Annotated in this window: 26 protein-coding genes and 5 tRNA genes; 3 read left to right on the forward strand and 28 right to left on the reverse strand. The window is 36.8% G+C overall.

Annotated features, from left to right (window positions below):
- Nucleotides 1–86: 86 nt before the first annotated feature.
- From Q9B79_RS24040 to Q9B79_RS24065, 6 genes are all read right to left on the reverse strand, one after another.
- Nucleotides 87–162: transfer RNA gene (locus Q9B79_RS24040), tRNA-Asp, on the reverse strand.
- Nucleotides 163–208: 46 nt separating this feature from the next.
- Nucleotides 209–284 (reverse strand) — tRNA-Val (locus tag Q9B79_RS24045).
- A 4-nt stretch (nucleotides 285–288) separates the two neighbouring features.
- Nucleotides 289–363, reverse strand: a tRNA-Glu gene (locus tag Q9B79_RS24050).
- 8 nt (nucleotides 364–371) lie between these two features.
- A tRNA-Ser gene (locus tag Q9B79_RS24055) sits at nucleotides 372–462 on the reverse strand.
- A 3-nt stretch (nucleotides 463–465) separates the two neighbouring features.
- Nucleotides 466–540 (reverse strand) — tRNA-Asn (locus tag Q9B79_RS24060).
- Nucleotides 541–653: 113 nt separating this feature from the next.
- Entirely contained in the window at nucleotides 654–1,112 is a 459-nt protein-coding gene (locus Q9B79_RS24065) for a SprT family protein (RefSeq protein WP_306188276.1), read from the reverse strand.
- A gap of 195 nt (nucleotides 1,113–1,307) precedes the next feature.
- On the opposite strand from Q9B79_RS24065, the gene cmpA reads away from it, so the two are divergent.
- The gene (cmpA, locus tag Q9B79_RS24070; protein WP_001143642.1) at nucleotides 1,308–1,424 is read left to right on the forward strand and encodes a cortex morphogenetic protein CmpA; all 117 of its coding nucleotides are present in this window, start codon (nucleotides 1,308–1,310) and stop codon (nucleotides 1,422–1,424) included.
- 59 nt (nucleotides 1,425–1,483) lie between these two features.
- On the opposite strand, the gene Q9B79_RS24075 is transcribed toward cmpA, so the two are convergent.
- The 6 genes from Q9B79_RS24075 to acpS all read right to left on the reverse strand — a co-directional run bounded on the left by Q9B79_RS24075 (nucleotide 1,484) and on the right by acpS (nucleotide 7,416).
- The gene (locus Q9B79_RS24075) at nucleotides 1,484–3,652 is read right to left on the reverse strand and encodes a Tex family protein (protein WP_306188277.1); all 2,169 of its coding nucleotides are present in this window, start codon (nucleotides 3,650–3,652) and stop codon (nucleotides 1,484–1,486) included.
- A gap of 67 nt (nucleotides 3,653–3,719) precedes the next feature.
- Nucleotides 3,720–4,070, reverse strand: coding sequence for a type II toxin-antitoxin system endoribonuclease NdoA (gene ndoA, locus Q9B79_RS24080; RefSeq protein ID WP_000635963.1), 351 nt, complete (start codon nucleotides 4,068–4,070; stop codon nucleotides 3,720–3,722).
- Between the two features lie 4 nt (nucleotides 4,071–4,074).
- Nucleotides 4,075–4,362 (reverse strand): antitoxin EndoAI, encoded by a 288-nt coding sequence (locus tag Q9B79_RS24085; RefSeq protein ID WP_000004570.1) that lies wholly within the window; start codon nucleotides 4,360–4,362, stop codon nucleotides 4,075–4,077.
- 299 nt (nucleotides 4,363–4,661) lie between these two features.
- Nucleotides 4,662–5,831 carry an alanine racemase gene (gene alr, locus Q9B79_RS24090; protein WP_306188278.1) on the reverse strand — a complete coding sequence of 390 codons (1,170 nt, stop codon included), beginning with the start codon at nucleotides 5,829–5,831 and terminating at the stop codon, nucleotides 4,662–4,664.
- A gap of 118 nt (nucleotides 5,832–5,949) precedes the next feature.
- Nucleotides 5,950–6,900, reverse strand: coding sequence for a LolA family protein (locus tag Q9B79_RS24095; protein WP_306188402.1), 951 nt, complete (start codon nucleotides 6,898–6,900; stop codon nucleotides 5,950–5,952).
- Nucleotides 6,901–7,056: 156 nt separating this feature from the next.
- Nucleotides 7,057–7,416, reverse strand: a complete 360-nt coding sequence (gene acpS / locus Q9B79_RS24100) for a holo-ACP synthase (RefSeq protein ID WP_306188279.1) — start codon at nucleotides 7,414–7,416, stop codon at nucleotides 7,057–7,059.
- Between the two features lie 92 nt (nucleotides 7,417–7,508).
- On the opposite strand from acpS, the gene Q9B79_RS24105 reads away from it, so the two are divergent.
- On the forward strand, nucleotides 7,509–8,057 hold the full coding sequence (locus Q9B79_RS24105; RefSeq protein WP_306188280.1) for a rhomboid family intramembrane serine protease: 549 nt from the start codon (nucleotides 7,509–7,511) through the stop codon (nucleotides 8,055–8,057).
- A 166-nt stretch (nucleotides 8,058–8,223) separates the two neighbouring features.
- Here the strand turns inward: Q9B79_RS24105 and uvsE are convergent, their stop codons facing one another.
- The 14 genes from uvsE to Q9B79_RS24175 all read right to left on the reverse strand — a co-directional run bounded on the left by uvsE (nucleotide 8,224) and on the right by Q9B79_RS24175 (nucleotide 21,238).
- On the reverse strand, nucleotides 8,224–9,186 hold the full coding sequence (uvsE, locus tag Q9B79_RS24110; RefSeq protein WP_306188281.1) for a UV DNA damage repair endonuclease UvsE: 963 nt from the start codon (nucleotides 9,184–9,186) through the stop codon (nucleotides 8,224–8,226).
- Nucleotides 9,187–9,278: 92 nt separating this feature from the next.
- Nucleotides 9,279–10,853, reverse strand: coding sequence for a degradosome RNA helicase CshA (gene cshA / locus Q9B79_RS24115; protein WP_306188282.1), 1,575 nt, complete (start codon nucleotides 10,851–10,853; stop codon nucleotides 9,279–9,281).
- Nucleotides 10,854–11,159: 306 nt separating this feature from the next.
- A complete protein-coding gene (murF, locus tag Q9B79_RS24120; protein WP_306188283.1) occupies nucleotides 11,160–12,536 on the reverse strand; it encodes a UDP-N-acetylmuramoyl-tripeptide--D-alanyl-D-alanine ligase in 1,377 nt (458 codons plus the stop codon).
- Nucleotides 12,537–12,598: 62 nt separating this feature from the next.
- A complete protein-coding gene (locus Q9B79_RS24125) occupies nucleotides 12,599–13,684 on the reverse strand; it encodes a D-alanine--D-alanine ligase (protein WP_306188284.1) in 1,086 nt (361 codons plus the stop codon).
- A 232-nt stretch (nucleotides 13,685–13,916) separates the two neighbouring features.
- Nucleotides 13,917–15,188 carry an MDR family MFS transporter gene (locus Q9B79_RS24130; protein WP_306188285.1) on the reverse strand — a complete coding sequence of 424 codons (1,272 nt, stop codon included), beginning with the start codon at nucleotides 15,186–15,188 and terminating at the stop codon, nucleotides 13,917–13,919.
- Nucleotides 15,189–15,295: 107 nt separating this feature from the next.
- A complete protein-coding gene (bcaP, locus tag Q9B79_RS24135; RefSeq protein ID WP_306188287.1) occupies nucleotides 15,296–16,711 on the reverse strand; it encodes a branched-chain amino acid transporter BcaP in 1,416 nt (471 codons plus the stop codon).
- Nucleotides 16,712–16,941: 230 nt separating this feature from the next.
- A complete protein-coding gene (locus Q9B79_RS24140) occupies nucleotides 16,942–18,114 on the reverse strand; it encodes a homogentisate 1,2-dioxygenase (protein WP_306188288.1) in 1,173 nt (390 codons plus the stop codon).
- Complete coding sequence (locus Q9B79_RS24145; protein ID WP_306188289.1) at nucleotides 18,080–19,036, reverse strand: fumarylacetoacetate hydrolase family protein; 957 nt, start codon at nucleotides 19,034–19,036, stop codon at nucleotides 18,080–18,082. Before Q9B79_RS24145 ends, Q9B79_RS24140 begins: the two co-directional genes overlap by 35 nt.
- A 66-nt stretch (nucleotides 19,037–19,102) precedes the next feature.
- The gene (gene hppD, locus Q9B79_RS24150; RefSeq protein WP_306188290.1) at nucleotides 19,103–20,221 is read right to left on the reverse strand and encodes a 4-hydroxyphenylpyruvate dioxygenase; all 1,119 of its coding nucleotides are present in this window, start codon (nucleotides 20,219–20,221) and stop codon (nucleotides 19,103–19,105) included.
- 309 nt (nucleotides 20,222–20,530) lie between these two features.
- Nucleotides 20,531–20,650 (reverse strand): DUF3948 family protein, encoded by a 120-nt coding sequence (locus Q9B79_RS24155; RefSeq protein ID WP_306188292.1) that lies wholly within the window; start codon nucleotides 20,648–20,650, stop codon nucleotides 20,531–20,533.
- Nucleotides 20,651–20,683: 33 nt separating this feature from the next.
- A complete protein-coding gene (locus Q9B79_RS24160; RefSeq protein WP_000664237.1) occupies nucleotides 20,684–20,791 on the reverse strand; it encodes a DUF3948 family protein in 108 nt (35 codons plus the stop codon).
- Nucleotides 20,792–20,832: 41 nt separating this feature from the next.
- Nucleotides 20,833–20,940, reverse strand: a complete 108-nt coding sequence (locus tag Q9B79_RS24165) for a DUF3948 family protein (protein WP_000664237.1) — start codon at nucleotides 20,938–20,940, stop codon at nucleotides 20,833–20,835.
- Nucleotides 20,941–20,981: 41 nt separating this feature from the next.
- A complete protein-coding gene (locus tag Q9B79_RS24170; RefSeq protein ID WP_000664237.1) occupies nucleotides 20,982–21,089 on the reverse strand; it encodes a DUF3948 family protein in 108 nt (35 codons plus the stop codon).
- A gap of 41 nt (nucleotides 21,090–21,130) precedes the next feature.
- Nucleotides 21,131–21,238 carry a DUF3948 family protein gene (locus tag Q9B79_RS24175; protein ID WP_000664237.1) on the reverse strand — a complete coding sequence of 36 codons (108 nt, stop codon included), beginning with the start codon at nucleotides 21,236–21,238 and terminating at the stop codon, nucleotides 21,131–21,133.
- 451 nt (nucleotides 21,239–21,689) lie between these two features.
- On the opposite strand from Q9B79_RS24175, the gene Q9B79_RS24180 reads away from it, so the two are divergent.
- Nucleotides 21,690–22,562, forward strand: a complete 873-nt coding sequence (locus Q9B79_RS24180) for a Cof-type HAD-IIB family hydrolase (protein ID WP_306188295.1) — start codon at nucleotides 21,690–21,692, stop codon at nucleotides 22,560–22,562.
- A 33-nt stretch (nucleotides 22,563–22,595) separates the two neighbouring features.
- On the opposite strand, the gene Q9B79_RS24185 is transcribed toward Q9B79_RS24180, so the two are convergent.
- Complete coding sequence (locus Q9B79_RS24185) at nucleotides 22,596–23,561, reverse strand: ABC transporter ATP-binding protein (protein ID WP_306188297.1); 966 nt, start codon at nucleotides 23,559–23,561, stop codon at nucleotides 22,596–22,598.
- Nucleotides 23,558–24,538 (reverse strand): ABC transporter ATP-binding protein, encoded by a 981-nt coding sequence (locus Q9B79_RS24190; RefSeq protein WP_048525606.1) that lies wholly within the window; start codon nucleotides 24,536–24,538, stop codon nucleotides 23,558–23,560. The genes Q9B79_RS24185 and Q9B79_RS24190 overlap by 4 nt, the downstream gene beginning before the upstream one ends.
- Nucleotides 24,539–24,543: the final 5 nt, after the last annotated feature.

Here is a 24,543-nt window from a genome sequence, read left to right on the forward strand (position 1 = left end):
CGAAATACTTATATTTTTTTCAAAGACAAATGTTATTGTACCATAATGACCAATAAAAAACAACTGCCAATTAGCAGAAGTTAAAATGGCGGTCCCGACCGGGGTCGAACCGGCGATCTCCTGCGTGACAGGCAGGCATGTTAACCACTACACCACGGGACCATTTAATCTTTAAATTAATGTCATTTTAATTTTCAATATAATATTATGGTGGAGGATGACGGGATCGAACCGCCGACCCCCTGCTTGTAAGGCAGGTGCTCTCCCAGCTGAGCTAATCCTCCGAAGTGGTGACCCGTACGGGATTCGAACCCGTGTTACCGCCGTGAAAGGGCGGTGTCTTAACCACTTGACCAACGGGCCAATATGAATGGCAGAGAAGAAGGGATTCGAACCCTCGCACCGCGTTCGCGATCTACTCCCTTAGCAGGGGAGCCCCTTGAGCCACTTGGGTACTTCTCTGTATGGCTCCGCAGGTAGGACTCGAACCTACGACCGATCGGTTAACAGCCGATAGCTCTACCACTGAGCTACTGCGGAATAATGAAGACAATTTGTATCTTATAAAATTTCTCATTGTAAGTCAAGAGGTTTTTTACAACATCTTGTACAAACGTGACATGTTTATAATATACTGGATTGCGTTTTCACTGTCAAGATGTTTTCTTTATGAGAATTAGTTTCCCTTTACACTTTCCGCAGACATATTTTTTTGTATTTATTTGACGTCTTCTTACATATTGAAGTAAACACTCCATACATTCATACATATAAACCTTTTTTTCTTTCTCTTCATTTACCATTCGTTTACAAAAGCGTGGTGCACCAACTGCCTTTAATAGTTCACGAAAATCCTTATCCCTGTGCTTATACCCTCTTCCTGTAATATGTAAGTGATAATGACAAAGTTCATGTTTAACGATTCCAACTAATTCTTCTTTTCCATACATTTCGTAATATCGATAATTCAGTTCAATATTGTGTGTATTCAATAGATAACGTCCACCAGTTGTACGCAATCTACTATTAAACATCGCCTTATGTAAAAACGGCATTCCGAAATATTGTAGCGATACTTCTTCCACTAGCCGTTGTATTTCTTGCTCATCCACTTTCATTCCTCCCAAACAAAAAAATATTTTTACACTTTTCTCCTCTCTTATACATATATTAAATAGTACATATACCCATCCTCATTCAAGAAGCGTGGTTTCTAAAAACATAGCAAAAGTAGAAATCCACTCACCAACCTCTCATCAATAGTACCTTACATTTTTGAGAGTAGGATTAAACAAGGAGGGATTCCTATGCCTACATGGCTCAAAAAACAAATGCAACGCGCATATTTCGAAAAAAACCGGTATCAAATTAAATTACTAAATGAATGCTGGTTTTATTATAGCAAAATACATCAAAGCTCATAATTTCATTACACTTTCTATCCTATTAAAAAAAGAGCAGTTTCATCTGCTCTCTTCTTTTACTATTCAATCGGCAACATAGATAGTGCAACGCGACCTTTTTTCGTATCAATATCATCTACCCATACTTTAACGATTTGTCCGACAGATACAATATCTAACGGATGCTTCACGTATTGTTTGCTTAATTTAGAAATATGTACTAAACCATCTTGTTTTACACCTACATCGACAAAAGCACCAAAATCAACAACGTTACGAACTGTTCCTTCTAATTCCATACCACGTTTTAAATCTTCTAATTTCAAAATCCCTTTTTTCAGAAGTGGTTTAGGCAACTCATCCCTCATATCTCGCTCTGGACTAATGAGTGCATCTATAATATCAACTAATGTAGGCTCTCCAACTCCCGTTTCTTGCGACAACTTAGCAATCTCCACTTCCTCTAAACTCTTTTGTAATTGCGGTTGCCCTACATCATCTTTTGATAATCCCAGATTTTTCAATAACAATTCAACATTTTTATATTGTTCTGGATGAATACCCGTTCGGTCTAATGGATTCGCCCCTTCTAATATACGTAGGAAACCTATACATTGTTCATACGTCTTCGCACCTAGACGTGGGATTTTCTTTAAGTCTGTTCGTTTTGTAAATTTCCCTTCTTCTTCACGCTTTGCTACAATATTTTTCGCAACAGTTTTCGATAAACCCGAAACATATTGCAATAACGCAACTGAAGCTGTATTTACATTCACACCGACTTGGTTAACTGCCGTCTCTACTACAAACGTTAATGATTCATTTAACCTCTTTTGAGATACATCATGTTGGTATTGTCCAACCCCAACTGATTTAGGATCAATCTTTACAAGTTCAGCAAGCGGATCTTGCAGACGTCTTCCAATAGAAACAGCACTTCTTTCTTCAACCTGTAAATCCGGGAACTCCTCACGGGCTAAATCAGAAGCCGAATACACACTCGCACCAGCTTCGTTCACAATAATATAGAAGACTTCTCGTTTCACATTTTGTAATACATCAACTATAAATTCTTCCGATTCTCTAGAAGCTGTACCATTCCCAATCGCAATCATTTCAACTTGATACTTATCTATAATAGAAAGAACTTTCGTTTTTGCATCTTCATATTTACGCACCGGTGGATGCGGATAAATAACATCAATATATAGAACTTTCCCAGTATCGTCTACAATAGCTAATTTACAACCCGTTCTATATGCAGGGTCTACAGCTAACACAACCTTTCCTTTCATTGGAGGTTGTAATAACAAATTACGTAAGTTCTCAGAGAAAATATGTATCGCTTGTTCCTCAGCTGTTTCTGTTAATTCTTTTCGAATCTCTCTTTCAATAGAGGATTGAATTAAACGTTTATAACCATCCTCAATTGCCAATTTTACATACTGTGCACTTTTTGAATCGTTATCACGAATTACTTTCTTATATAAGAAAGCTACTATCTCATCTACTGGTGGAACAAGAGAAACTCTCAATATATCTTCTTTCTCACCACGATTCATCGCTAATACACGATGCGGCACCACTTTCTGCAACGGTTCTTCATAGCTATAATACATTTCATATATATTCTTTTCATCTTTCTCTTCATCTTTTACAACCGAAGACATAACACCTTTTCTAAAAGTAACATTCCGAATCCAACTACGATACGACGCTTCATCTGAAACAATTTCTGCAATAATATCTTGAGCACCTTGTAATGCTTCTTCTGCAGATTGCACCTCTTTCTCGGCATTCATAAACTCCATTGCCTTCTGATTTGGATCTTCTTTCGTATATAACAATAACCATTCAGCTAATGGCTCTAACCCTTTTTCTTTTGCAATCGTTGCTTTCGTTCTTCTTTTCTCTTTATATGGACGATATAAATCTTCTACTTCTTGCAACTTGGCAGCTTTCACAATTTGCTGACGTAATTCTCCTGTCAGTTTCCCCTTCTCATCAATAAGACGAAGAACCTCTTCTTTCCTATCTTCAAGTTGCATCATATATTGCCATCTCTCTAAAATCGTACGAATTTGTACTTCATCTAAAGAGCCTGTCCATTCTTTTCGGTAACGAGCAATAAATGGAACTGTGTTACCTTCTTCTGTTAATTGAATAACATGACGAACTTGCTTTTCGGTAAAGCCTAATTCCTTCACTAACATTTTCATTAACGCTTGTCGATTATCTACCATTTCCATATACAACCGTAACCTCCTCTATAATAAAAAAAGTTGCCCTGCAAAGAGAGCAACTTAAACTGCCGATTTAAAAATCTATTAGTCCTAAACTAATTTGTAGCGCTTCATCTACACGAATCATCATCACTTCATCTAAGTGAGTGATTTTGTCCGTTAAGCGCTGCTTATCGATTGTTCGAATCTGCTCAAGTAAAATAACAGAATCTCTCTCAAAACCGTACTTTTTCGCATCAATTTCCACATGAGTAGGTAATTTCGCTTTTTGAATCTGTGCAGTAATAGCCGCTACAATCACCGTTGGACTAAAACGATTTCCGATGTCATTTTGAATGACAAGAACCGGACGAACGCCTCCTTGCTCAGAACCAACAACTGGGGAAAGGTCTGCAAAATACACGTCGCCGCGTTTTACAATCAAAATATTACCCCCCGCTAACTAAGCGTTCTACTGTATGAGCTGCTTCATACTCTGCTAAGAAAGCTTCAGATGCAATACCAAGATTAATTTTTCCCATTTCAATGTACCCACGTCGCATTGATTCATGTTGGTAGCGTTTCTTCGTCTTATGTTGACGCAATAACAGTTGTGTTGCCTGGCAAATTAGTTCATGGCGATTCTTATTCTCTTGTTTTCCAATTCCGTCCAATTCCGTTACCATTTGCTTTGGCAACCGAACCACGATTTCAGTAGTTACACTTGATTCGGACACAAAAATACACCTCCACCGTCAACTACACACCCAAATATATATATGACACCTATTGTAATAATACCATTGTATGGAGCCTGTTGCAAAGACTTCCTTATTCCTTGCTTATGTTTTCCAATTCACAAACAAAACATTCATATTCTTTTATTTTTTATCTCGGTACAACAAAACACTGAAGAATTTCTGCATTAAATTATGTTAAAAGTACTGATAAGTAAAAAGCTTCTCGTCAAAAAATGAACTTATTCTTAACTAATGAACAGTCCTCTCAAATGACAAGAAGCAAATCATACTACCTTCTATATATTGTTCAAGTAATTAATTACTTCTACAACCTTGCCATTCCGTATAAATATTCTCGGTACCCGGAAGCTTATCGTTGAAATAATTTCATAATTAATAGTCCCCGAATATTCAGCAACCTCAGTAGCACTAATATACTCATCACCTTGTCTTCCAATGAGTGTAACTTTCGTACCAAGAGGCACTTCACAAGGAAGGTGTATCATGAATTGATCCATCGTTACTCGACCTACAATCGGTACTCTTTTACCATTTACAAGCACTTCAAACCCTTGTAATCTTCTAAGCCATCCATCTGCATATCCAATTGCAACGGTTGCAATCCATTCTTCCGTTTTCGTTCGATAAGTGACGTTATAACTAATTCCATCCCCTTTAATTACCTGTTTAATATGAGCAACCTTCGTATGCAGTGATAGCGCTGGTTCTAATTGAAACGGTAAAAAAGGGCGTATTTCTACAGACGGGGATAACCCATACATCGCTATACCAATTCGTACTGCATTAAATGTAATCCCTTGAAAACGTAGCGTTGCAGCACTATTAGCTGTATGAACAAACTTAGGATCCACTCCGAATTCTTTCAACCAACTTAACTGCTCCAAAAATGTGTTATATTGCTTATCGAAGTAAGAAGTCTCCACCTCATCCGCTGTTGCAAAATGTGTATAAACTCCTTCTAATTGTAAAAATGGTGCACCTTCTAAACTCTTTAAAAATCCTTTTAATTCTTTACGTTCGCGTATTCCAATTCTCCCCATGCCACTATCAAAATTAATATGGTACTTCATTGTAGACGAACCATCCCAAAGTTTGATTGCTTCATCCACCCATTCTTTTTGAAAAACGGTTAACGCCACATCATTTTCGGCAGCTACATTGACATCACGAGGCGGGGAAGGACCTAACACTAAAATCGGCACAGTAATACCAGCCCTCCGAAGCACTAAAGCTTCATCTAAAAAGGCAACCGCTAACCTTGTTGCCCCTGCTTCTAATGCCGTTTTGGCTACCGGTACATAATCGTGTCCATATGCATTGGCTTTAACTACAGCAAAAATCTCTACATTACTTGGAATGAAATTTTTAATATGTGTAATATTGTTATAGATTGCATCTAAATCGACTTCCACCCAAGTGTCACGGTAAAATGGTGCTTCTTCCATAAATACACTTCCTTATACACGATATGCGAAGCTTATTCTTTTATATGCTTCTTTTATGAAATCCACTCTTCAAACTAAGAAAAGACGTGGTGCACATATATCACCACGTCTAAGAAGTTTACTTCACTTGCTTCTCTGTAACTGAACGAGCAACCATTAATTGCTCCTTCGGCTCTAAACCTTTAGACACGAGCATATATTCTACTCCGTTATGCGACCACGTTAAAGAGTCTTTCGTCAATGCTCCAATTGTAAAGCCAAGGTCAACCAATTCTCCGCTCACACTTATTGCTGACGAAGCCTCTGCAACTTTTGCCTTTTCTTGTATTAAAGTAAAGGATTTCTTACTTCCAGTGTATGTGAGTATCGCACGCTTGCCACTGTCTGTCTTCAACTCTTTTTCGTCTTTCAAGACCATACCTTGTGGTGTATCACGCGGATACAAAATAGCAAATGGTTTGTCTTCTTTCGCTGTCGTTTGAACATCTACTTGCGCTCTAGACATATTTTGTTTCGTATCAAATGCACCTTTATCAAATTTCGCATCAAATTTCACTTTTGAGAAATCTACTTTCACAAGAACATTTTGATCATTATCCATTAACTTCACCGAAACTGGCGTTAAATCACTTTTCTTCAATGTAATCTCTTGTTTCGGCAACATGTTTTGATGTTGATAGTTTGTTTTTGTTTTAAAAATATAATACTTATCTGTTTTTTCAAAAGTAAGGTTTTTCTTATCCTGCAAAATATCTCTCACAAGGGATTCATATAAGTAAGCCTGGCTACTATTTTGCGGCCAATCACTTTGGAAACGGAAACTCTTATTAAGCGCTGGCGTTAATACAAATACACCTTCTTCATTTCTTAAAATAATTTGACTTTGATCTTTTTTCGCATTTTGCAAATTCACACGATAAAAAGAAGGTTCTTTATGCCATATTTCTACCTTATACTCCTGAGGCTCATTCCCTGTTTTAATAGATAGTTTTGCTTCAGCTTGATAACTTTTCATCCCTTTTACTTTCGACTCTAAATCTCTCACAACATCATCTTGTTTCTTTTCCATACAACCGGCCAACACAAAAACGGTTAATAAACCGACAAGAACTAAAAACAGACGCCTTTTCATCACTTCAGCCCCTTTGCCCCTATAAATGAGTGGAAGATGTGCCTTCCTTATCGCTACCACAAATATATGAGACAAAGATATAAAATATGCAGACTAGCTTGACGAGCTTTCTAAAATCACTTGAGCAACAGCAAATTCCTTACTATGACTAATTGATAAATGAACAATATGCTCTGTACTTGTAATAAGAATTGGCTTCCCTCTATCATCATTTCTTACTTCGATATCTAAAAAACTTACTTCTTTCCCGATACCAGTGCCTACCGCCTTTGAATACGCCTCTTTTGCTGCAAATCTTCCAGCTACAAACTCTATAAGACGGCTTCCCTTCAGCCCCTTAGCAACATTACGTTCGCTTTCAGTTAAAATACGTTCCATAAATTTAAGCTTTCCATCTAGCATTTTTTCAATTCGATTCAATTCAATTATATCGATTCCAATCCCTACAATCATTTCAAAATCCCCTTCTTCTATTTAGCTTTCTTTTTTCATATTGTAAGAATAACAGAGAATCTTTCTGATGCAAAAGGAGTGATACTCACAACATGCTAATACCATCCGCCCGCATTTCCTTACAACCAATTGTCATCGCTTTACTTCTCATACAATTATCCATGATTATGTTAGGCGACTTTTTTCTCTTTCCTATGGCAGCTTATAATGAATATATCGCTAAAGGAGAATGGTGGCGTCTCATAACTTCCCTGCTTGTACATGTAGACTTACAACATTTTCTTTCTAATAGTATTTGTTTATTCGTTCTTGGCTCTTCTATTGAGAAACAACTAGGGCATTTTTCTTTTATCATTATTTTTTTCCTTTCCGGCATCCTTGGAAATATTTCTTCTTATCTTATTATGCCTCTTGAATATATTCATGCCGGGGCATCTGGCGGTATTTTCGGATTACTAGGTGCACATTTATTTCTATTGTATAGCCGATATCGTTCTTCCAATCCGAGAGACATCGCTATTTTTTCAATTATGATATGTATATTACTACTATTCACTTTCTTCAATCCCTCTGCCAATCCTATCAGCCATTTAACAGGATTGATCATTGGTGGTATTTGCACTCCTTTATTGATAAAGTGAAACTTTAATCAGCGGGGGGTGTCCATCCCCCACTGATTATTAGCCCACACCAATCGGGGTTTTACGGGCAGCCATACTCCCACCTCCCCCTCGTATTCACCAAATTTCAAGGTGGGAGTATGGCTGCCCGTTAATAGCGGGGTTAAAAAACTCGATGGTGCAGAGCTCATTTAATATAAAAGCTCGCACCATCGATAATTTCCACATCTGTTTGTTCACTTAAATCTCTCATGAGTTGAAATAAAGACTCATCCTTCTTCTTCGCTTCAATCATACAATCAATTTGCGGAACACTTCCCTTTATCTTTTTTAAAAAAGATAAAAAAGTATCTACATCAATAAAGTCCGCATGTGCTCTCGGGTCTTTTCCCTCTCTAGGACTAGAAATATGCATTTTCACTGGTAACAAAGACGATTCCCACGTATGTACAACACGCGCCCAATCTTCATGCCAATCTTCTCGATCATGATTCATCATATGATGATGCAAATCAAATACAACAGGAATGTCCAATTTTTCTCCTAAATATAATGTTTCTTCCAGCGTAAAGGTCGTATCGTCATTTTCTAACATAATCATTTCCTGAATACCTCTTGGGACGTTAGACCAATTCTCTATAAAACGCTCTAATGCGAGCTCTTTATCTTTATATCCGCCACCAACATGCATTACACATCGTTGCTTATGTTCAATCCCCATGCCTTTTAACAACTTTTTATGCATTTGTAATGTCTTTACAGATTGTTTAAAAATACTCTCCTCAGGAGAATTGAGTACAACAAAATGATCTGGATGGAAATCGATACGCATGTTCATACGAATTGCATATTCACCTAACTCTTTCAATTTCTCTTTTAAAGGACGAATATAGTTCCAATCTAACAACTCCTCATGATTCGCCAGAGGAATGAGCTTGGAACTAAGTCGAAAGAACGATATGTCATGTCCTCTATTATGCTTTAATAATCGTAAACAGTTTTCCAAATTCGAATTAGCAATTCTTTCAAGTTTACGAATCGCCGCTTCTCGATCATCTATTTTTTGAAACTGCGCGTACGTCATCGTTTGAGATGGAGATGCGCTTTTCAAATGTACACTCATTGCAACATACCCAAGTCTTACAAGCATGTAGCACCTCATTTCTACACAAGTTATTATGTAGTATGTACAATTACAGAAATAAAAAAAGAGAATGCCGGCAAAGGGCATTCTCTTTTTTATTAAGCTTGTGGACGGCTATGATGTTTTCTTTCGCCGCGTCCATTTGAAGATCCAGGGCGACCTTGACCTTCACCTTTACGACCACGGCTACCGCCATCACGATTACGATCACGGTTACCACCATCACGATTGCGATCACGGTTACGATCACGGTTACGGCCATCGCCTCCGCGTCCGTCACGACTACGATTACGGTTACCATCACGGTATCCGCCTCCGTTACCACCGCGTTTTTTAGAACCGCCACCTCTTGAAACAACTGGTGGTTCTGATGTTAAAGCGATTGGAGTTGTATCCGGCTCTTTAGTCATCATTTTTAAAGCAGCAGCTACTACTGTTACAGAGTCGTTCTCTTCTAACATTTCTTCTGCAATACGCTTGTAGTATGATAAGTTCTCATTTTGGATTGTGTTTTGAAGCTTTTCAGCGATTAAACGTTGTTGACCTTCTAATGCCTCGTCAAGTGTCGGTGCTTCCATACGGTCAACTTTACGTTTTGTTGTACGCTCGATATTTTTTAATTGTCCTGATTCACGTGGTGTTACAAATAGCATTGCAATACCTTTTTTACCTGCACGACCAGTACGACCGATACGGTGAACATATGATTCTGGATCTTGTGGGATATCGAAGTTGTATACGTGTGTTACGCCTGAAATATCAAGACCACGTGCAGCAACGTCTGTTGCAACAAGAACTTCAATAGCACCTTCTTTAAATTTACGTAATACAGACATACGTTTCGCCTGTGTTAAGTCACCATGAATACCTTCTGCTGCATAACCACGTAAGTTTAATGCTTCTGATAATTCATCAACACGACGCTTTGTACGACCGAATACGATTGCAAGCTCTGGAGATTGAATATCTAGTAAGCGTGTTAACACGTCAAACTTTTTCTTTTCTTGCACTTCTAAATAGAACTGCTGAATGTTTGGCATTGTTACTTCTTTTGCTTTTACTTTAATGTGTTGAGGCTCAGTCATGAAACGCTCAGCAATACGACGGATTGGATCTGGCATTGTCGCTGAGAATAATAATGTTTGATGTGTTTCTGGCACATCTGTTAAAATCGCTTCAATATCTTCAATGAAGCCCATGTTTAACATTTCATCCGCTTCATCAAGAACAACTGTCTCTACGTTTTGTAGGCGAAGTGTTTTACGGTTAATATGATCTAAAATACGACCCGGCGTACCAACAATAATGTGTGGGTGTTTTTTTAGAGCACGAATTTGGCGGTTAATATCTTGACCACCGTAAATTGGTAAAATACGAACGCGTTTATGTTTACCAATTTTGTATAGCTCTTCTCCAACTTGAATTGCTAATTCACGCGTTGGCGCGATAACAATACCTTGAACTGCTTCTTTATTTGTATCCACTTTGTCTAATAGTGGTAATCCGAATGCTGCTGTTTTCCCTGTACCTGTTTGTGCTTGCCCAATAATATCTTTACCTTGCAATGCATGTGGAATTGTTTCAGCTTGAATCGGCGTAGCCTCTTCAAAGCCCATACTTTCAACAGATTGCAGTAAAGACTCACTTAATCCTAATTCTCGAAATGTTGTCAATGTTACTTCTCCTTTTCTATCCTATACTTATCATTTAAAAAAAGGCGTTTTCCGAATTTGCGGAAAAGCCCTTTTCCTGAATGCTCACGTATATAAACGGGCGTATATTCTTCGCGAAAATACTTCTAAACGTTATTACACTTTATCAATTATAAGTTTTGTATGTGTAAAAAGCAAACCCAACTGTTACCTTATTTTCATATTCAGAGTTTTTTTCTTCACTTTTATTTTTTTTATATTTACTGTAAGCGCTTATTATAAGTTTCTTCTATTTTCGTAGCTATCATCCCTGTTTATATACACCAATTATTTCAACATCGTAATTACTTCTTCTAATTTCATACCACGAGATGCTTTTACTAATACAACATCTTTCGCGTCAACTACTGCTTGCAACTCTTTTACTAACTCTTCTTTATTATCATACGCCTTTACACGTTCATTAGGGAAATTAATTTTCGCTCCTTCAGCAATTTGAGCCCCTAATTTACCATATGTGAATACGTATGAAATCTTTGCGGGATCGATTAATTTACCTACTTCATAATGAAACTGTACTTCTTGATCCCCAAGCTCTAACATGTCACCTAGCACGACAATTTTTTTAGAGAATCCATCTAAACCATTCATTAGGTGGAATGCTGCTTCCATAGCTGTCGGACTTGCATTATAAGCATCATTGATAATTGTTAATCCACTATTTGTTTTTACAATTTCCATACGCATACCTGTCATTTGAAGTGTTACTAAACCTTCTTTCATCTCTTCCCACGTTACACCAAAGTGTTTCGCAATTGCCATGGAAGCAAGCGTATTATATACATTGTGTTTTCCTAATACAGGTAGATAGAATGAAATGTTTTCTTCTCTATTCATTTTAAAGTGTGTCCCAGTTGCTTGTAACGTTACAGTCGTTGGGTAGTAATCATTTGCTCTAGCATCACCAAACGTAACTGTTTCAGCTATTAAATTCATTTCAGGAACACGATTCGTTAATAACGGCTCATCTCCGTTATATACGAATACTCCGCCTTCTTGTAATCCTGTCACAATTTCTAATTTTGCTTCAGCAATTGCCTCACGAGATCCTAAATCCATTAAATGCGCCTCACCAATGTTCGTAATGATGGCTGCATTTGGACGAGCTAATTTAGATAAGAATTCAATTTCTCCTCGGCTTGACATACCCATTTCTAATACAGCTACTTCTGTATTTTCTTCTAAGTTTAAAATAGTAAGAGGTAGCCCAATATGATTATTGAAGTTTCCTTCTGTTTTTTGAACTTTAAATTTAGTCGCCAGAAGACTTGTTACAATATCTTTTGTAGATGTTTTACCGTTACTACCTGTCACACCAATCACTTTCACATCCAATTGATCGCGATAGTTTTTCGCTAACATTTGTAATGCTGATAATGTGTCTTCTACAAAAATAACCGGAAGATTCTCAGGTGGATTTGCTACATCTTTCATCCATAATGTTGCCACAGCCCCGTTTTCAACAGCTTTATCCACAAAAGCATGTCCATCGAAACGTTCGCCTTGAATCGGAACATATAAGTTTCCTTTTTCGATTTTTCTCGTATCAATAGACACTCCTTGTATAGTAATTCCCTCATACTGCTCTGCTAATCCCGTACCATTTACCATTTGCTCTACTTGTTTTAACGTTCGATTTATCATAAAAAAACACTCCTTACATAGAGGAAGCACTATTCCTTTGAATAGTGCCTCCTCCTTTTTTGTTAGATTGTATATTTAATTTTTTGTTTTTCTTCGTGACGCTCAATCGCTAAACGAATTAGCTCTTCAATTAATTCCGGATATGGTAATCCAGTATGTTGCCATAATAGAGGGAACATACTAAACGGTGTAAATCCTGGCATTGTATTTACTTCGTTAATATATACTTCTCCATCTTTCGTTAAGAAGAAATCAGCTCGTGTTAAGCCAGCACCATCTAACGATTGGAATGCAATAATCGCATCTCGCTTAATAACATTAGACTCTTCTTCTGTCATTTCAGCTGGAATAATTAACGCTGTATCACCATCGATGTATTTCGATTTATAATCATAGAAGTCTTTTTTCGGTACAATTTCACCTACAACTGAACATTTCGGTTCATCATTACCTAGTACACCAACTTCTACTTCACGTCCAACGATATTTTCTTCTACAATAATTTTACGGTCAAATTGGAATGCCTCTTCAAATGCATTCTCAAGTTCTTCACGATTTTTACACTTATTAATACCAACACTTGAACCAAGGTTTGCTGGTTTTACGAAGCAAGGATATCCTAATACTTCTTCTACTTTTTCATATGCTGTTTCACGATCTTTTTCCCATGTGCTACGAATGAATGATGCATATTTTGCTTGTTTCAATCCAGCTTCTGCAAAGATGTTTTTCATAACAACTTTATCCATACCAGCAGCAGACGCTAGAACACCGTTTCCTACATAAGGAATGTTCATCAATTCTAATAATCCTTGAACCGTTCCATCTTCACCATTTGGTCCATGTAGTAACGGGAAAATAACATCGATAGCATTTTCCTCAGAAGTTGCAGATGGAATGATTTCTGTACTTAATGATAACGGAGAAATTGCATTTTCTGCACCGCTCATTTTTAGAACTTCAACATCCGTTACTTCACCTTCAATACGCTCACCGCGCACCCATTGACCTTGTTCCGTAATATAAATTGGATGAATCTCGAATTTATCTTGATTTAATGCTTTAATAGCAGCAAGAGCCGTTTGTAGCGAAACTTGATGCTCAGCTGATTTTCCACCATATAATAAACCTAATTTAATTTTTGTCACTGAAATCACCCTAACCAATTGTTTTCATTTTTCTATTTTAGCACTTTTTATAAAAATAGGTAGTTCCTATTTGAAATAAAATGTAACTTCCACAAATAATTAAATGACACCACTTATTGGTTTTCTACACTTTTCCACTTAACCTTCTTCGTAAATATATAAAATCACAACCCAATCTAGTTATGTACCTAAAATATGTAGAAATCTCCTTTTTGTGTATGTCATCTACTTATTAAGAAGATCGTTTGGTCAGTGTGCTTTTTTGCCTTTGTTCAACGAGACGATCTAAAGAAACATATACAATACCTGCAACTACACATCCTACAGCTAAAATTGTAAATAGCAAGTGGCCAAGTAATTGATCTAATAAAAAACCTCCAAGAAGTGGACCGAATGCGCTTCCTGTAATCCACTGCAAACTCGCAGCTCCCATATACGTCCCTCTCAAATGCTCAGGAGCCAAATTTGCTACAAACGTCATCTGTACAGGCGACATAATCATCTCACCTAACGTATATATGGCATACACAAGCATTAGTGTTATTAAAATAACTGTAACATTTGCATCAAATTCCCCAAACCACTTCGGTAACCACCCTATAAAAAATAATCCAATCCCAAACAAACATGCACCATATAACATCGTCTTTCCGACCGGTTTATCTGTGGCCCATTTTGAAACTTGAAATTGGAACAACACAACTAATAATCCGTTTAGCGCCATTAAATATGGGTATGGATTATTATTTCCAAAAATATCCCTCATTTCATTATCAAAATGCAGTGGCAACATGCCTTCTGTTTGAGAAAATCCCATTGAAATAATGATACCTGCTAATAAATAAATCATCAGTGCCTTATCTCGCAATACAATTTTCCACACTGCTCCTGATTCCTTTTCTTTATCCTCTTCTTTATTCGCACTCTTTGGCATCGTCTCTTGAATAAGGATGAATACAAGTAATGCATAAAATAACATCGTAGATGAAGCAATAATAAACACTAGGTTCTTCGACAACATAACTACCGAAGCCCCCATTATCGGGCCAATTGCAGCACCTATATTGTGCCCCATTCGCAATAAACCATATGCTTCTGTTCTTTTTTCTGGCGCTGTTACATCTGCAACCATCGCTGATGCAGCTGGATGAAATAAAGAATTACTTAATCCTAAAAAAACAGATAAAATCGCATAAGGAATAAATCCTTCTATAAATAAAAAACCGAGCATGAATACCGCATTACTCGTCATCGAAAATATCATAATCGGCTTTCTTCCATATATATCAGCAATTCTCCCCCCTATAATTGATCCAAAGCTTGCAGCAATTGGAGAAAGCGCCATAATAACCCCAACCTGTAATAATGAATCTACTTTATCTTTTAAATATAATGCAAAAAAAGGCATCAACATCATCATTGCAATTCCATTTAACGTCTCACCAATAAACCGTATCCATACGTTACGGTCCATCTCCCTTAACTCACGCCACGTGTTTTTCATCATTCCACCCCTTTGTTCACCACCAATTATCTTATAACACATTCAGAAAAATGTAAATTTTCAGAATAAAAAATCCACCCTAACAGAATTAGGATGGATTTTTCTACTTATAGATTTGCTACATCGTCTTCGTCTTTACTATTATTTAAAGCACTATGTTTTCGGCTATATAAGAAGTAAACCGCAATACCGATAACCATCCATATACCAAAACTAGTCCAAGCCGTTCCGGATAATTGAAGCATTAAGTATAAACAAAAAATTACCGTTAACGCTGGTAAAAATGGTACAAGCGGCGCCTTAAATGCTCTTGGTAAATCAGGATGAGTTCTTCTCATTACAATAACAGCAACGGCTACAAGTGCAAAGGCTGATAAAGTCCCCATATTTACAAGATGGGCCAATACATTTAAATCTATTAATCCTGAAATAAGTGCTGCAATAATTCCCGTTGTCCATGTATTTAAAAACGGTGTTTTAAATTTAGGGTGAACTTTAGCAAGACGCTTCGGCAATAATCCATCTCTACTCATTGCATACGAAACACGTACTTGCCCATACATCATAACTAACATTACTGTTGTGATCCCTGTAATCGCTCCTACTGAAATTACTCCCGCTAAACCATCTTGTCCAATAAATTGAAGTGCAAAAGCGACTGGATCTGATATATTTAGCTGACTGTATGGAACGATTCCTGTCAAAATAAGTGAAACAACAATATAAAGAACCGTACAAATTAATAAAGATGCGATAATGCCAATTGGTAAATCACGTTGTGGACGTTTCACTTCTTCTGCTGCCGTTGAAACTGCATCAAACCCTATGAATGCAAAGAACACTGTAGCAGCTCCAGCCATGATACCATCTAAACCAAATGGCATAAAAGGCGTCCAGTTTTCAGGTTTCACATAATTAAAACCAGCAAAGATAAAAATAAGAACGACTGCTATTTTAATAAACACCATAACATTATTTACACGTGCACTTTCACGAACACCTCTAGATAAAAGAACTGTCATCACTAAAATAATTAGAACTGCAGGTAAATCAATTATTCCACCCTTACCTGTACCAGGTGCTGAGGAGAGAATGGTAGGGATATGAATTCCAAATCCCTTTAATAAAGATTGGAAATAAGCGGACCAACCGTTTGCCACAGCAGATGTAGCAAGTAAATATTCAAGCATTAAGTCCCATCCAATTAAAAATGCGAATACTTCCCCCATCGTCGCATATGTGTACGTATACACACTGCCTGATACAGGAACTGAAGAAGCAAATTCAGCATAACAAAATGCAGCAAAGGCACAAGCTAACGCGGCTATCGCAAATGATAATATAATAGCTGGTCCAGAATGTTTTGCTGCTACCACGCCCGTTAGAACAAAAATACCAGTTCCAACAATCGCCCCGATTCCAAGCATCGTTAAATCCAATGCGCCCAATGTTCTTGCTAACGTCTTTTGTTTACTCTCTTGCATTAACTTTGCAATAGGCTTCTTTTGAAAAATTTGCTTCATAGCATGCTCCTCCAAGTTTTAAATTTTCTGAAAATTTTTAATTCGCTTTTTCATTTTACCTATAGTACTTTTCTCAGTCAATACTTTTGTCGAAATAAGTAGAAATTATTATGAATTTGCAATACCTTTATCATTCTTTCCATATATCTTTCTATAATTTTTTTTGGTATTATTATACATGTCGATTCCATAAAAGAGGCATGCTCCCTTATTGAGCATGCCTCTTTTTCCTATTTCACAATATATGAACCTTCTTCAATCCAGCTATACATATATTTTTCATCTTCTGTTTCATGTGCTTGTTTTACAATACGAAGTGGACGGAATGTATCTATCATAACAGCCAGTTCAAGCGTTTCTTTCTTCCCTATACTTCCCTCTGTTTTCCCAGGATGCGGCCCATGCGGAATTCCACTCGGATGAAGTGTAATAGAACCTTCTTCCACGCCTTTCCGACTCATAAAGTTTCCTTCTACGTAGTACAGTACTTCATCACTATTCACGTTACTATGATAATATGGTGCTGGAATAGATTCTGGATGATAATCGTATAAACGTGGCACGAAAGAGCAAATAACGAAATTGTGACCCTCGAACGTTTGATGTACTGGAGGTGGCTGATGAATACGGCCTGTGATTGGTTCAAAGTCCTCTATATTAAAGACCCATGGATATAAATAACCATCCCATCCAACAACATCTAACGGATGATGCCCTAAAACATGCTTATGCATATATCCTCTCGACTTTGTCATTACAACAAACTCACCTTTGTCGTCATATGTCTCTAATTTCTCCGGCCCACGAATATCTCTCTCACAAAACGGACTATGCTCTAACAACTGTCCGTATTCATTACGATAGCGACGCGGCGTTGTAATTTGGCTATTTGCCTCTACAACAAGAAACTTAGTCTCTCCTTCATCTGGAATAACACGATAGATTGTTCCAATTGGAATCGTTACATAATCACCTTTTCTATAGTGAATCGTCCCAAACATCGTTTCAATTTTTCCTGTTCCGTAATGAACAAACAACATTTCATCTCCATCACCATTACGGTAGAAATAATCCATTTTTTCTGTTGGACTCACTACTCCGATTAACAAATCTTCATTCCCAAGTATGAAGTTTCTTCCACTTATTGCATCACCACTTTTTTTATTTTCTTTCGTGCGGAAGTGGCGATGAGCAAGAGCTACATCTTCTTCATACTGCAACTGACAAGAATGCGATAAAGCCGAATGCGATACTTCCGTTGGCATATAATGATGATACAAAATAGATTGCGTGCCAGAAAAACCTTTCGTTCCCATTACCTGTTCGCGATAAAGCGATCCATCTTTTTTACGGAATTGTACATGTCGTTTATGAGGTAGCTCCCCCATGTGACGATAAAACATGCCCATCACCTGCTTCCATTTCTTTTTTGACCGTATTACGTAATGTACCTAAACCAGTAATCGTAAGTTCTACAACATCTCCATCTTGTAGCCACTCTTCCGTACCCAGTTCTAAAATACAACCTGTTCCTACTGTCCCAGAACCAATCACATCGCCTGGATATAACGTAACGTCTTCCGAAGCACGTTCGATCATTTCAGCAAATGTATAGTAAATATCTCGGAAGTTCCCCTTTGATAATAACTTTCCATTTACATGAGCAGTCATCTCTAACTCATAACGGTCACCATTACGATAAACATCTAACTCCTCTTTCGTAACAAGGTGCGCTCCTAATGCTGTTGCAAAATCTTTTCCTTTCGCTGGACCGAGTCCTACCTTCATTTCTGTTGCTTGTAAGTCCCTTGCACTCCAGTCATTCATAATACAATAACCAAAAATGTATTCCTCTGCCTGCTCACGAGAAATATTTCTTCCTTCTTTCCCAATTACGCAAGCAATCTCTAACTCATAATCAAGTTTTTTAGATTTCTTCGGACCAATTACAAAATCATTCGGACCAATTACAGCACGATGGTTCGTAAAATAAAAAACCGGGATATCGTACCATTCAGGTACAACATCTAGCCCTCTTCGGCCGCGAGCTGTTTTTACATGCTGTTCAAATGCGTAAAAATCTCGAATACTACTCGGATTAGGAATTGCCGCTGCCAATTGTACTTCTTCTAAGGAATATATACCCTTTTCCGGATTCTTAATATTACGCAATACTTCTACATACTCATCCGCTTTCTCTAAAAAGGCGAACATAGAAGAAGGTAATTTCCCACCACTAGCAAGATTCATATCAATTACCTTATCACCTTCAAGCCATCCAGCTCGCATTTCTTTCGAAGGAAGACGAAATGTAACAAATTTCATCCTGATTCCTCCCTATGAAAATGAAATTTCCACCAACAAAAGAATTTTTGCTGGTGGATATAAATTTTATAAATTTCCGCGACGCTCTTGTTCTCTTTCAATCGATTCGAACAACGCTTTAAAGTTCCCTTCTCCAAATCCACGAGAACCTTTACGTTGAATGATTTCGATAAATAGAGTTGGACGATCTACAATTGGTTTCGTAAAGATTTGTAGTAAATAACCTTCATCATCGCGATCTACTAAAATCTTTAATTCTTTTAACCTATCAATTTCTTCATCAATTTTCCCAACTCGCGCAGTTAACTCATCATAATAAGTATCTGGTGTATCTAAAAACTCCACACCATTTTCACGCAGCGCTTCTACTGTTTTAACAATGTCATTCGTTAATAAAGCAAGATGTTGTACACCTGCTCCATTATAGAACTCTAGATATTCTTGAATTTGTGATTTTCTCTTTCCATCTGCTGGCTCATTAATAGGGAACTTAATACGACTTCCATTCGTCATTACTTTTGACATTAATGCTGAATACTCTGTACTAATATCATCATCATCGAAATGGATCATTTGTTTAAAGCCCATAACGTTCTCGTAATAACTAACCCACTCTTCCATCTTTTCAACATTACCAACTACATGGTCCACAGCAATTAAACCTGACTCTTCAAATGGAATATTAAACTCAACCTTTTGGAATCCTGGCATAAATGTTCCTTTATAATTTTTACGCTCTATAAGCGTGTGAATTGTATCACCATACGTACCAATAACTGCTTTTTTCAATGTACCGTTCTCGTCTGTTAACTCTACAGGTGGAGCAATTGCGACGGCACCACGTTTCACAGCTTCTGAGTATGCTTTATCAACATCGTCAACAAGTAATGCCACATCTTTCACACCATCACCATGAGTCTTTACAAACTCTGCAATACGATTGTCGCTACTCAAAGCTCCAGACACAACGAAACGCATATTTTTTTGTACAAGAACATAAGATACCTTTTCACGGTTACCAGTTTCCAATCCGGAGTAAGCCACAATTTTGAATCCAAATGCTCTCGCAAGGTAATAACTTGATTGCTTTGCATTTCCTACGTAAAATTCCAAATGATCTACATCACGTACTGGAAAAAAGTCCTCCATTTGTGCAGCTAGCGTATCCATAGATTTTTGTTTCATAAAATCCTCATCCCCCTGTAAATAGATTAAATAGTTCATACTTAAAACCAACCGAAAACGCTTCCAACATCAATTAATAGAAATTAGTTAGCAAGCTAACAAATTCTGACCTTTAAAATTTTCTATCTTTTCTGTCAAATTCCTCTTTTTTTCTTACATATAAAATTCGACTTTTTTCTCTTTAAAATAAAGGGAGGCTATTCATACTTGGAGATATATATAGAAGAAAACAAAAAAGACCCCAACATATTAACTACTTACTAATATGCTAGAGTCTTTATTTTTTTTGAATGATTGTATTTATATGTCTCATACTAATGCCTTTGCAAGGAATAGAATAAATGATGTTAATACTACCGCTCCACCTAATGATCCTAATAAATCTGTTTTTGTTACTTGTAACACTTGTTCAATGTTCATATTCCTCATTCTCCTTTCATTTTGTATGTTTTAAAACTTCTATTATACTAATACACTTGATAGAAATACGATTAATGCTGTTAATACTACTGCTCCACTTGCTGATCCTACAAAGTCACCTTTTGTTACTTGTAATACTTGCTCTTTCATTTCCCATTCTCCTCTCTTTTTCTTTTGTTACAAAACTTCTATTATACTAATACGCTTGATAGAAATACGATTAATGCTGTTAATACTACTGCTCCACTTGCTGATCCTACAAAGTCACCTTTTGTTACTTGTAATACTTGCTCTTTCATTTCCCATTCTCCTCTCTTTTTCTTTTGTTACAAAACTTCTATTATACTAATACACTTGATAGAAATACGATTAATGCTGTTAATACTACTGCTCCACTTGCTGATCCTACAAAGTCACCTTTTGTTACTTGTAATACTTGCTCTTTCATTTTCCATTCTCCTCTCTTTTTCTTTTGTTACAAAACTTCTATTATACTAATACGCTTGATAGAAATACGATTAATGCTGTTAATACTACTGCTCCACTTGCTGATCCTACAAAGTCACCTTTTGTTACTTGTAATACTTGCTCTTTCATTTTATGTATCCTCCTTTTTAATAAGTTATCTATATGTAATTTCTAAGAAATGTTTATTTCATAGTTTTTATGTTGTCGTTATATTAAATTTAATAACGTAACGTTTGTAACATTAATGTAACATAACTATCGTTACGTTGCAATATAATTACGTAAAATTTATTACACTTTTTTTACGTTTTTTTATAAAAACCTTTAAAAACTCTATTTCAATGCACTTTCTACTAATTTTATATTTGTAATGATTTTGTAATATTACAGTCATATAACGAAACATTTCCATACTCACCTCTACTTTTGTTACAAACTAAAACGCATATTCAAATGAATACGTTGGAATCTATCAAATTTTTACTAACGATTCATGCGAGATAAAATACAATTTTTCCAAGATAAGTTTATATGTTTCCTCTATATAACTATGTATAATAAAAGCAAAGAGGTGGTCATTTTGAAATTAATCGCATTAGATATGGATGGTACACTACTATCATCTAATCTTGAAATCTCCAAAGAGAACTTACAAGCTATCCAAGCTGCAAAAGAGGCTGGTCATATCGTTATGATTTGTTCTGGCCGTGCAAAAGAGGATGCTTTAAAATTATTGGAAGAATATAAACTATCTCTTCCAGTTGGAGCGAGCAATGGGGCAATTGTTTATGTGGATGGAAAAGTAATTAACTCGCGTTGTTTACAAAACGATAAAGTATACAAACTTGCAAAATTACTGGAATCTGAAGGTTTTCCTTATAAGCTATATACGAATAAGGGAGTTTATTCTCCATATACATGGCAAGATCAAGTCATGCAAGCGTTTGAAGAGAACAAGAATGCACTAGATGTTACACTTGAGGAACTTGAGAGAATTACAGAAAAACAAAAGAAATCAAACTTAATTACTGATTTCCAAAAAATAGAAGATGTTGTAAATAATCCAGAATTAGAAATATCTAAATTCTTCATTTTGACATTTAATGCAGCGCATCGTGCACAGCTATTAAGTATGTTACAAGAAGACACTGGTATTTCAGTTACAGCATCAGCTCCTACTAATGTAGAAATTATGGATAAGCATGGTCATAAAGGGAACGGTCTACAAGAGATGGCTGCTTATTTCAATATACCAATTGAAGATACTATTGCAATCGGGGACAACTTTAATGATGTACCAATGTTACAAGTAGCTGGTTTATCAGTTGCAATGGGAAATGCCGAAGAAGATGTAAAAAAACTATGTGATGTTGTAACATTAACAAACAATGAACATGGTGTTGCTCATGCAATCGAGCAATTTGTATTGAAACAAACTTCATCTAGTAAATAAAAAAAGACTCTTTCAATTTGAAAGAGTCTTTTTTTATACATGATGACAAGCAACAAAATGCTCCTCACCAACATTACGGAATTCTGGTACCGTTTGTTTACAAATATCTGTTGCAAACGGGCAACGTGTATGAAAGCGACAGCCTGAAGGTGGATTTGCTGGACTCGGAATGTCACCCTCTAGTATAATTCTCTCTCGCTTCACTGTTGGATCTGGTATTGGCACTGCCGATAACAATGCTTTTGTATATGGATGAAGTGGGTTCGTAAATAACTCATCACGCGGCGCTGTCTCCACGATCGTTCCTAAATACATAATCCCGATCTTCGTACATAAATGTTCGACTACACTTAAATCATGTGAAATGAACAAATAAGATAGTCCCTTTTTCTCCTGTAACTTACTAAATAAATTAATGATCTGTGCTTGAATAGATACATCTAGTGCTGCCACAGGTTCGTCAGCTACAATAAATTCTGGGTTTAATACCATAGCTCTTGCGATAACGATACGTTGACGTTGTCCACCAGAAAATTCATGAGGATACCGGTCAATATGATATGGGGCTAAGCCACATAACTCTAATACTTCTATCACTTTTTCACGAACATTTTCTTTCGTCGCTAATCCGTGGGCCAACATTGGCTCGCCAAGTGCTTCTCCAATTCTCATTCTCGGATTTAATGAGCTAAACGGATCTTGAAACACAAGCTGCATATTAGGTCGATGTTTTCTCAATTCTTCCTTAGATAAAGAGTGAACATCCTGCCCTTTAAACTTCACTTCCCCTTCCGTTTTTTGGACGAGACGTAAAATTGTTTTTCCTATCGTCGTTTTTCCGCTTCCCGATTCACCAACAAGACCGAACACTTCGCCTTTATTAATAGTAAAACTTACTCCATCAACTGCTTTTACATGTCCAACCGTTCTACTAAATATTCCGCCTTTAATTGGAAAATATGTTTTTAAGTTTTTTACTTCTAATAATGGTTCACTCATTGTCCCGCACGCTCCTCATATAACCAGCAAGCTACTTTATGATTCTCATCATGTACATTCAGATTTGGCGCTTCTTCTTTACATATTTCCATACAATGCTCACAACGACCACTAAAGTAGCAAAACTCATCCAAACCAACTAAATTAGGAACTTGCCCTGGAATAGAATATAGTTTATCTATTCGTTTTCCCATCACTGGTTTTGATTTCAACAAGCCTTTCGTATACGGGTGTTTCGGATTTTGGAATATTTCTAGTACTGGGGCTTCCTCAATAACTTTCCCGCCATACATAACGACAACGTAATCAGCCATCTCAGCTACAACACCTAAATCATGTGTAATTAGTAAAATGGATGTTTTAAATTCTTCTTTTACTTGTCTTAATAAGTCTAATATTTGAGCTTGAATCGTAACATCAAGAGCCGTTGTCGGTTCATCAGCAATTAATAACTTAGGATTACAACTAAGCGCAACAGCAATCATAATACGTTGTAACATACCACCACTCAGTTCATGTGGATAAGAATGGACAATTTCATCCGCACGAGCTATGCCAACTTTACGAATTAATTCAATAGCCTTCTTATATGCTTCATTTTTACTAAGCAGTTCATGCTCCCTTAACGTCTCTACAATTTGTTCTCCTACAGTGAAGACCGGATTCAGCGATGTCATCGGTTCTTGGAAAATCATCGCAATATCATTACCTCGTAAACTACGAAGCTCTTTCTCTTTCATTCCTAAAAGACTTTTTCCTTCATATAGAATATCTCCACCTACTACACTGCCTGATTCAGCAATAAGTCCCATAATAGATAAAGCTGTTACACTTTTCCCACAACCTGATTCACCTACAACACAAACCGTTTCACCCTCTCGAACAGCAAAACTAACATGATTTACAGCCTTTACTGTTCCTTCCTCCGTTTGAAAGTGTGTTTGTAAGTCTTTTAGCTCTACTACCGCTTTACTCATATTCC

Origin of the sequence: Bacillus sp. MHSD_36, assembly GCF_030757775.1 — a bacterium.
Classification (GTDB): domain Bacteria; phylum Bacillota; class Bacilli; order Bacillales; family Bacillaceae_G; genus Bacillus_A.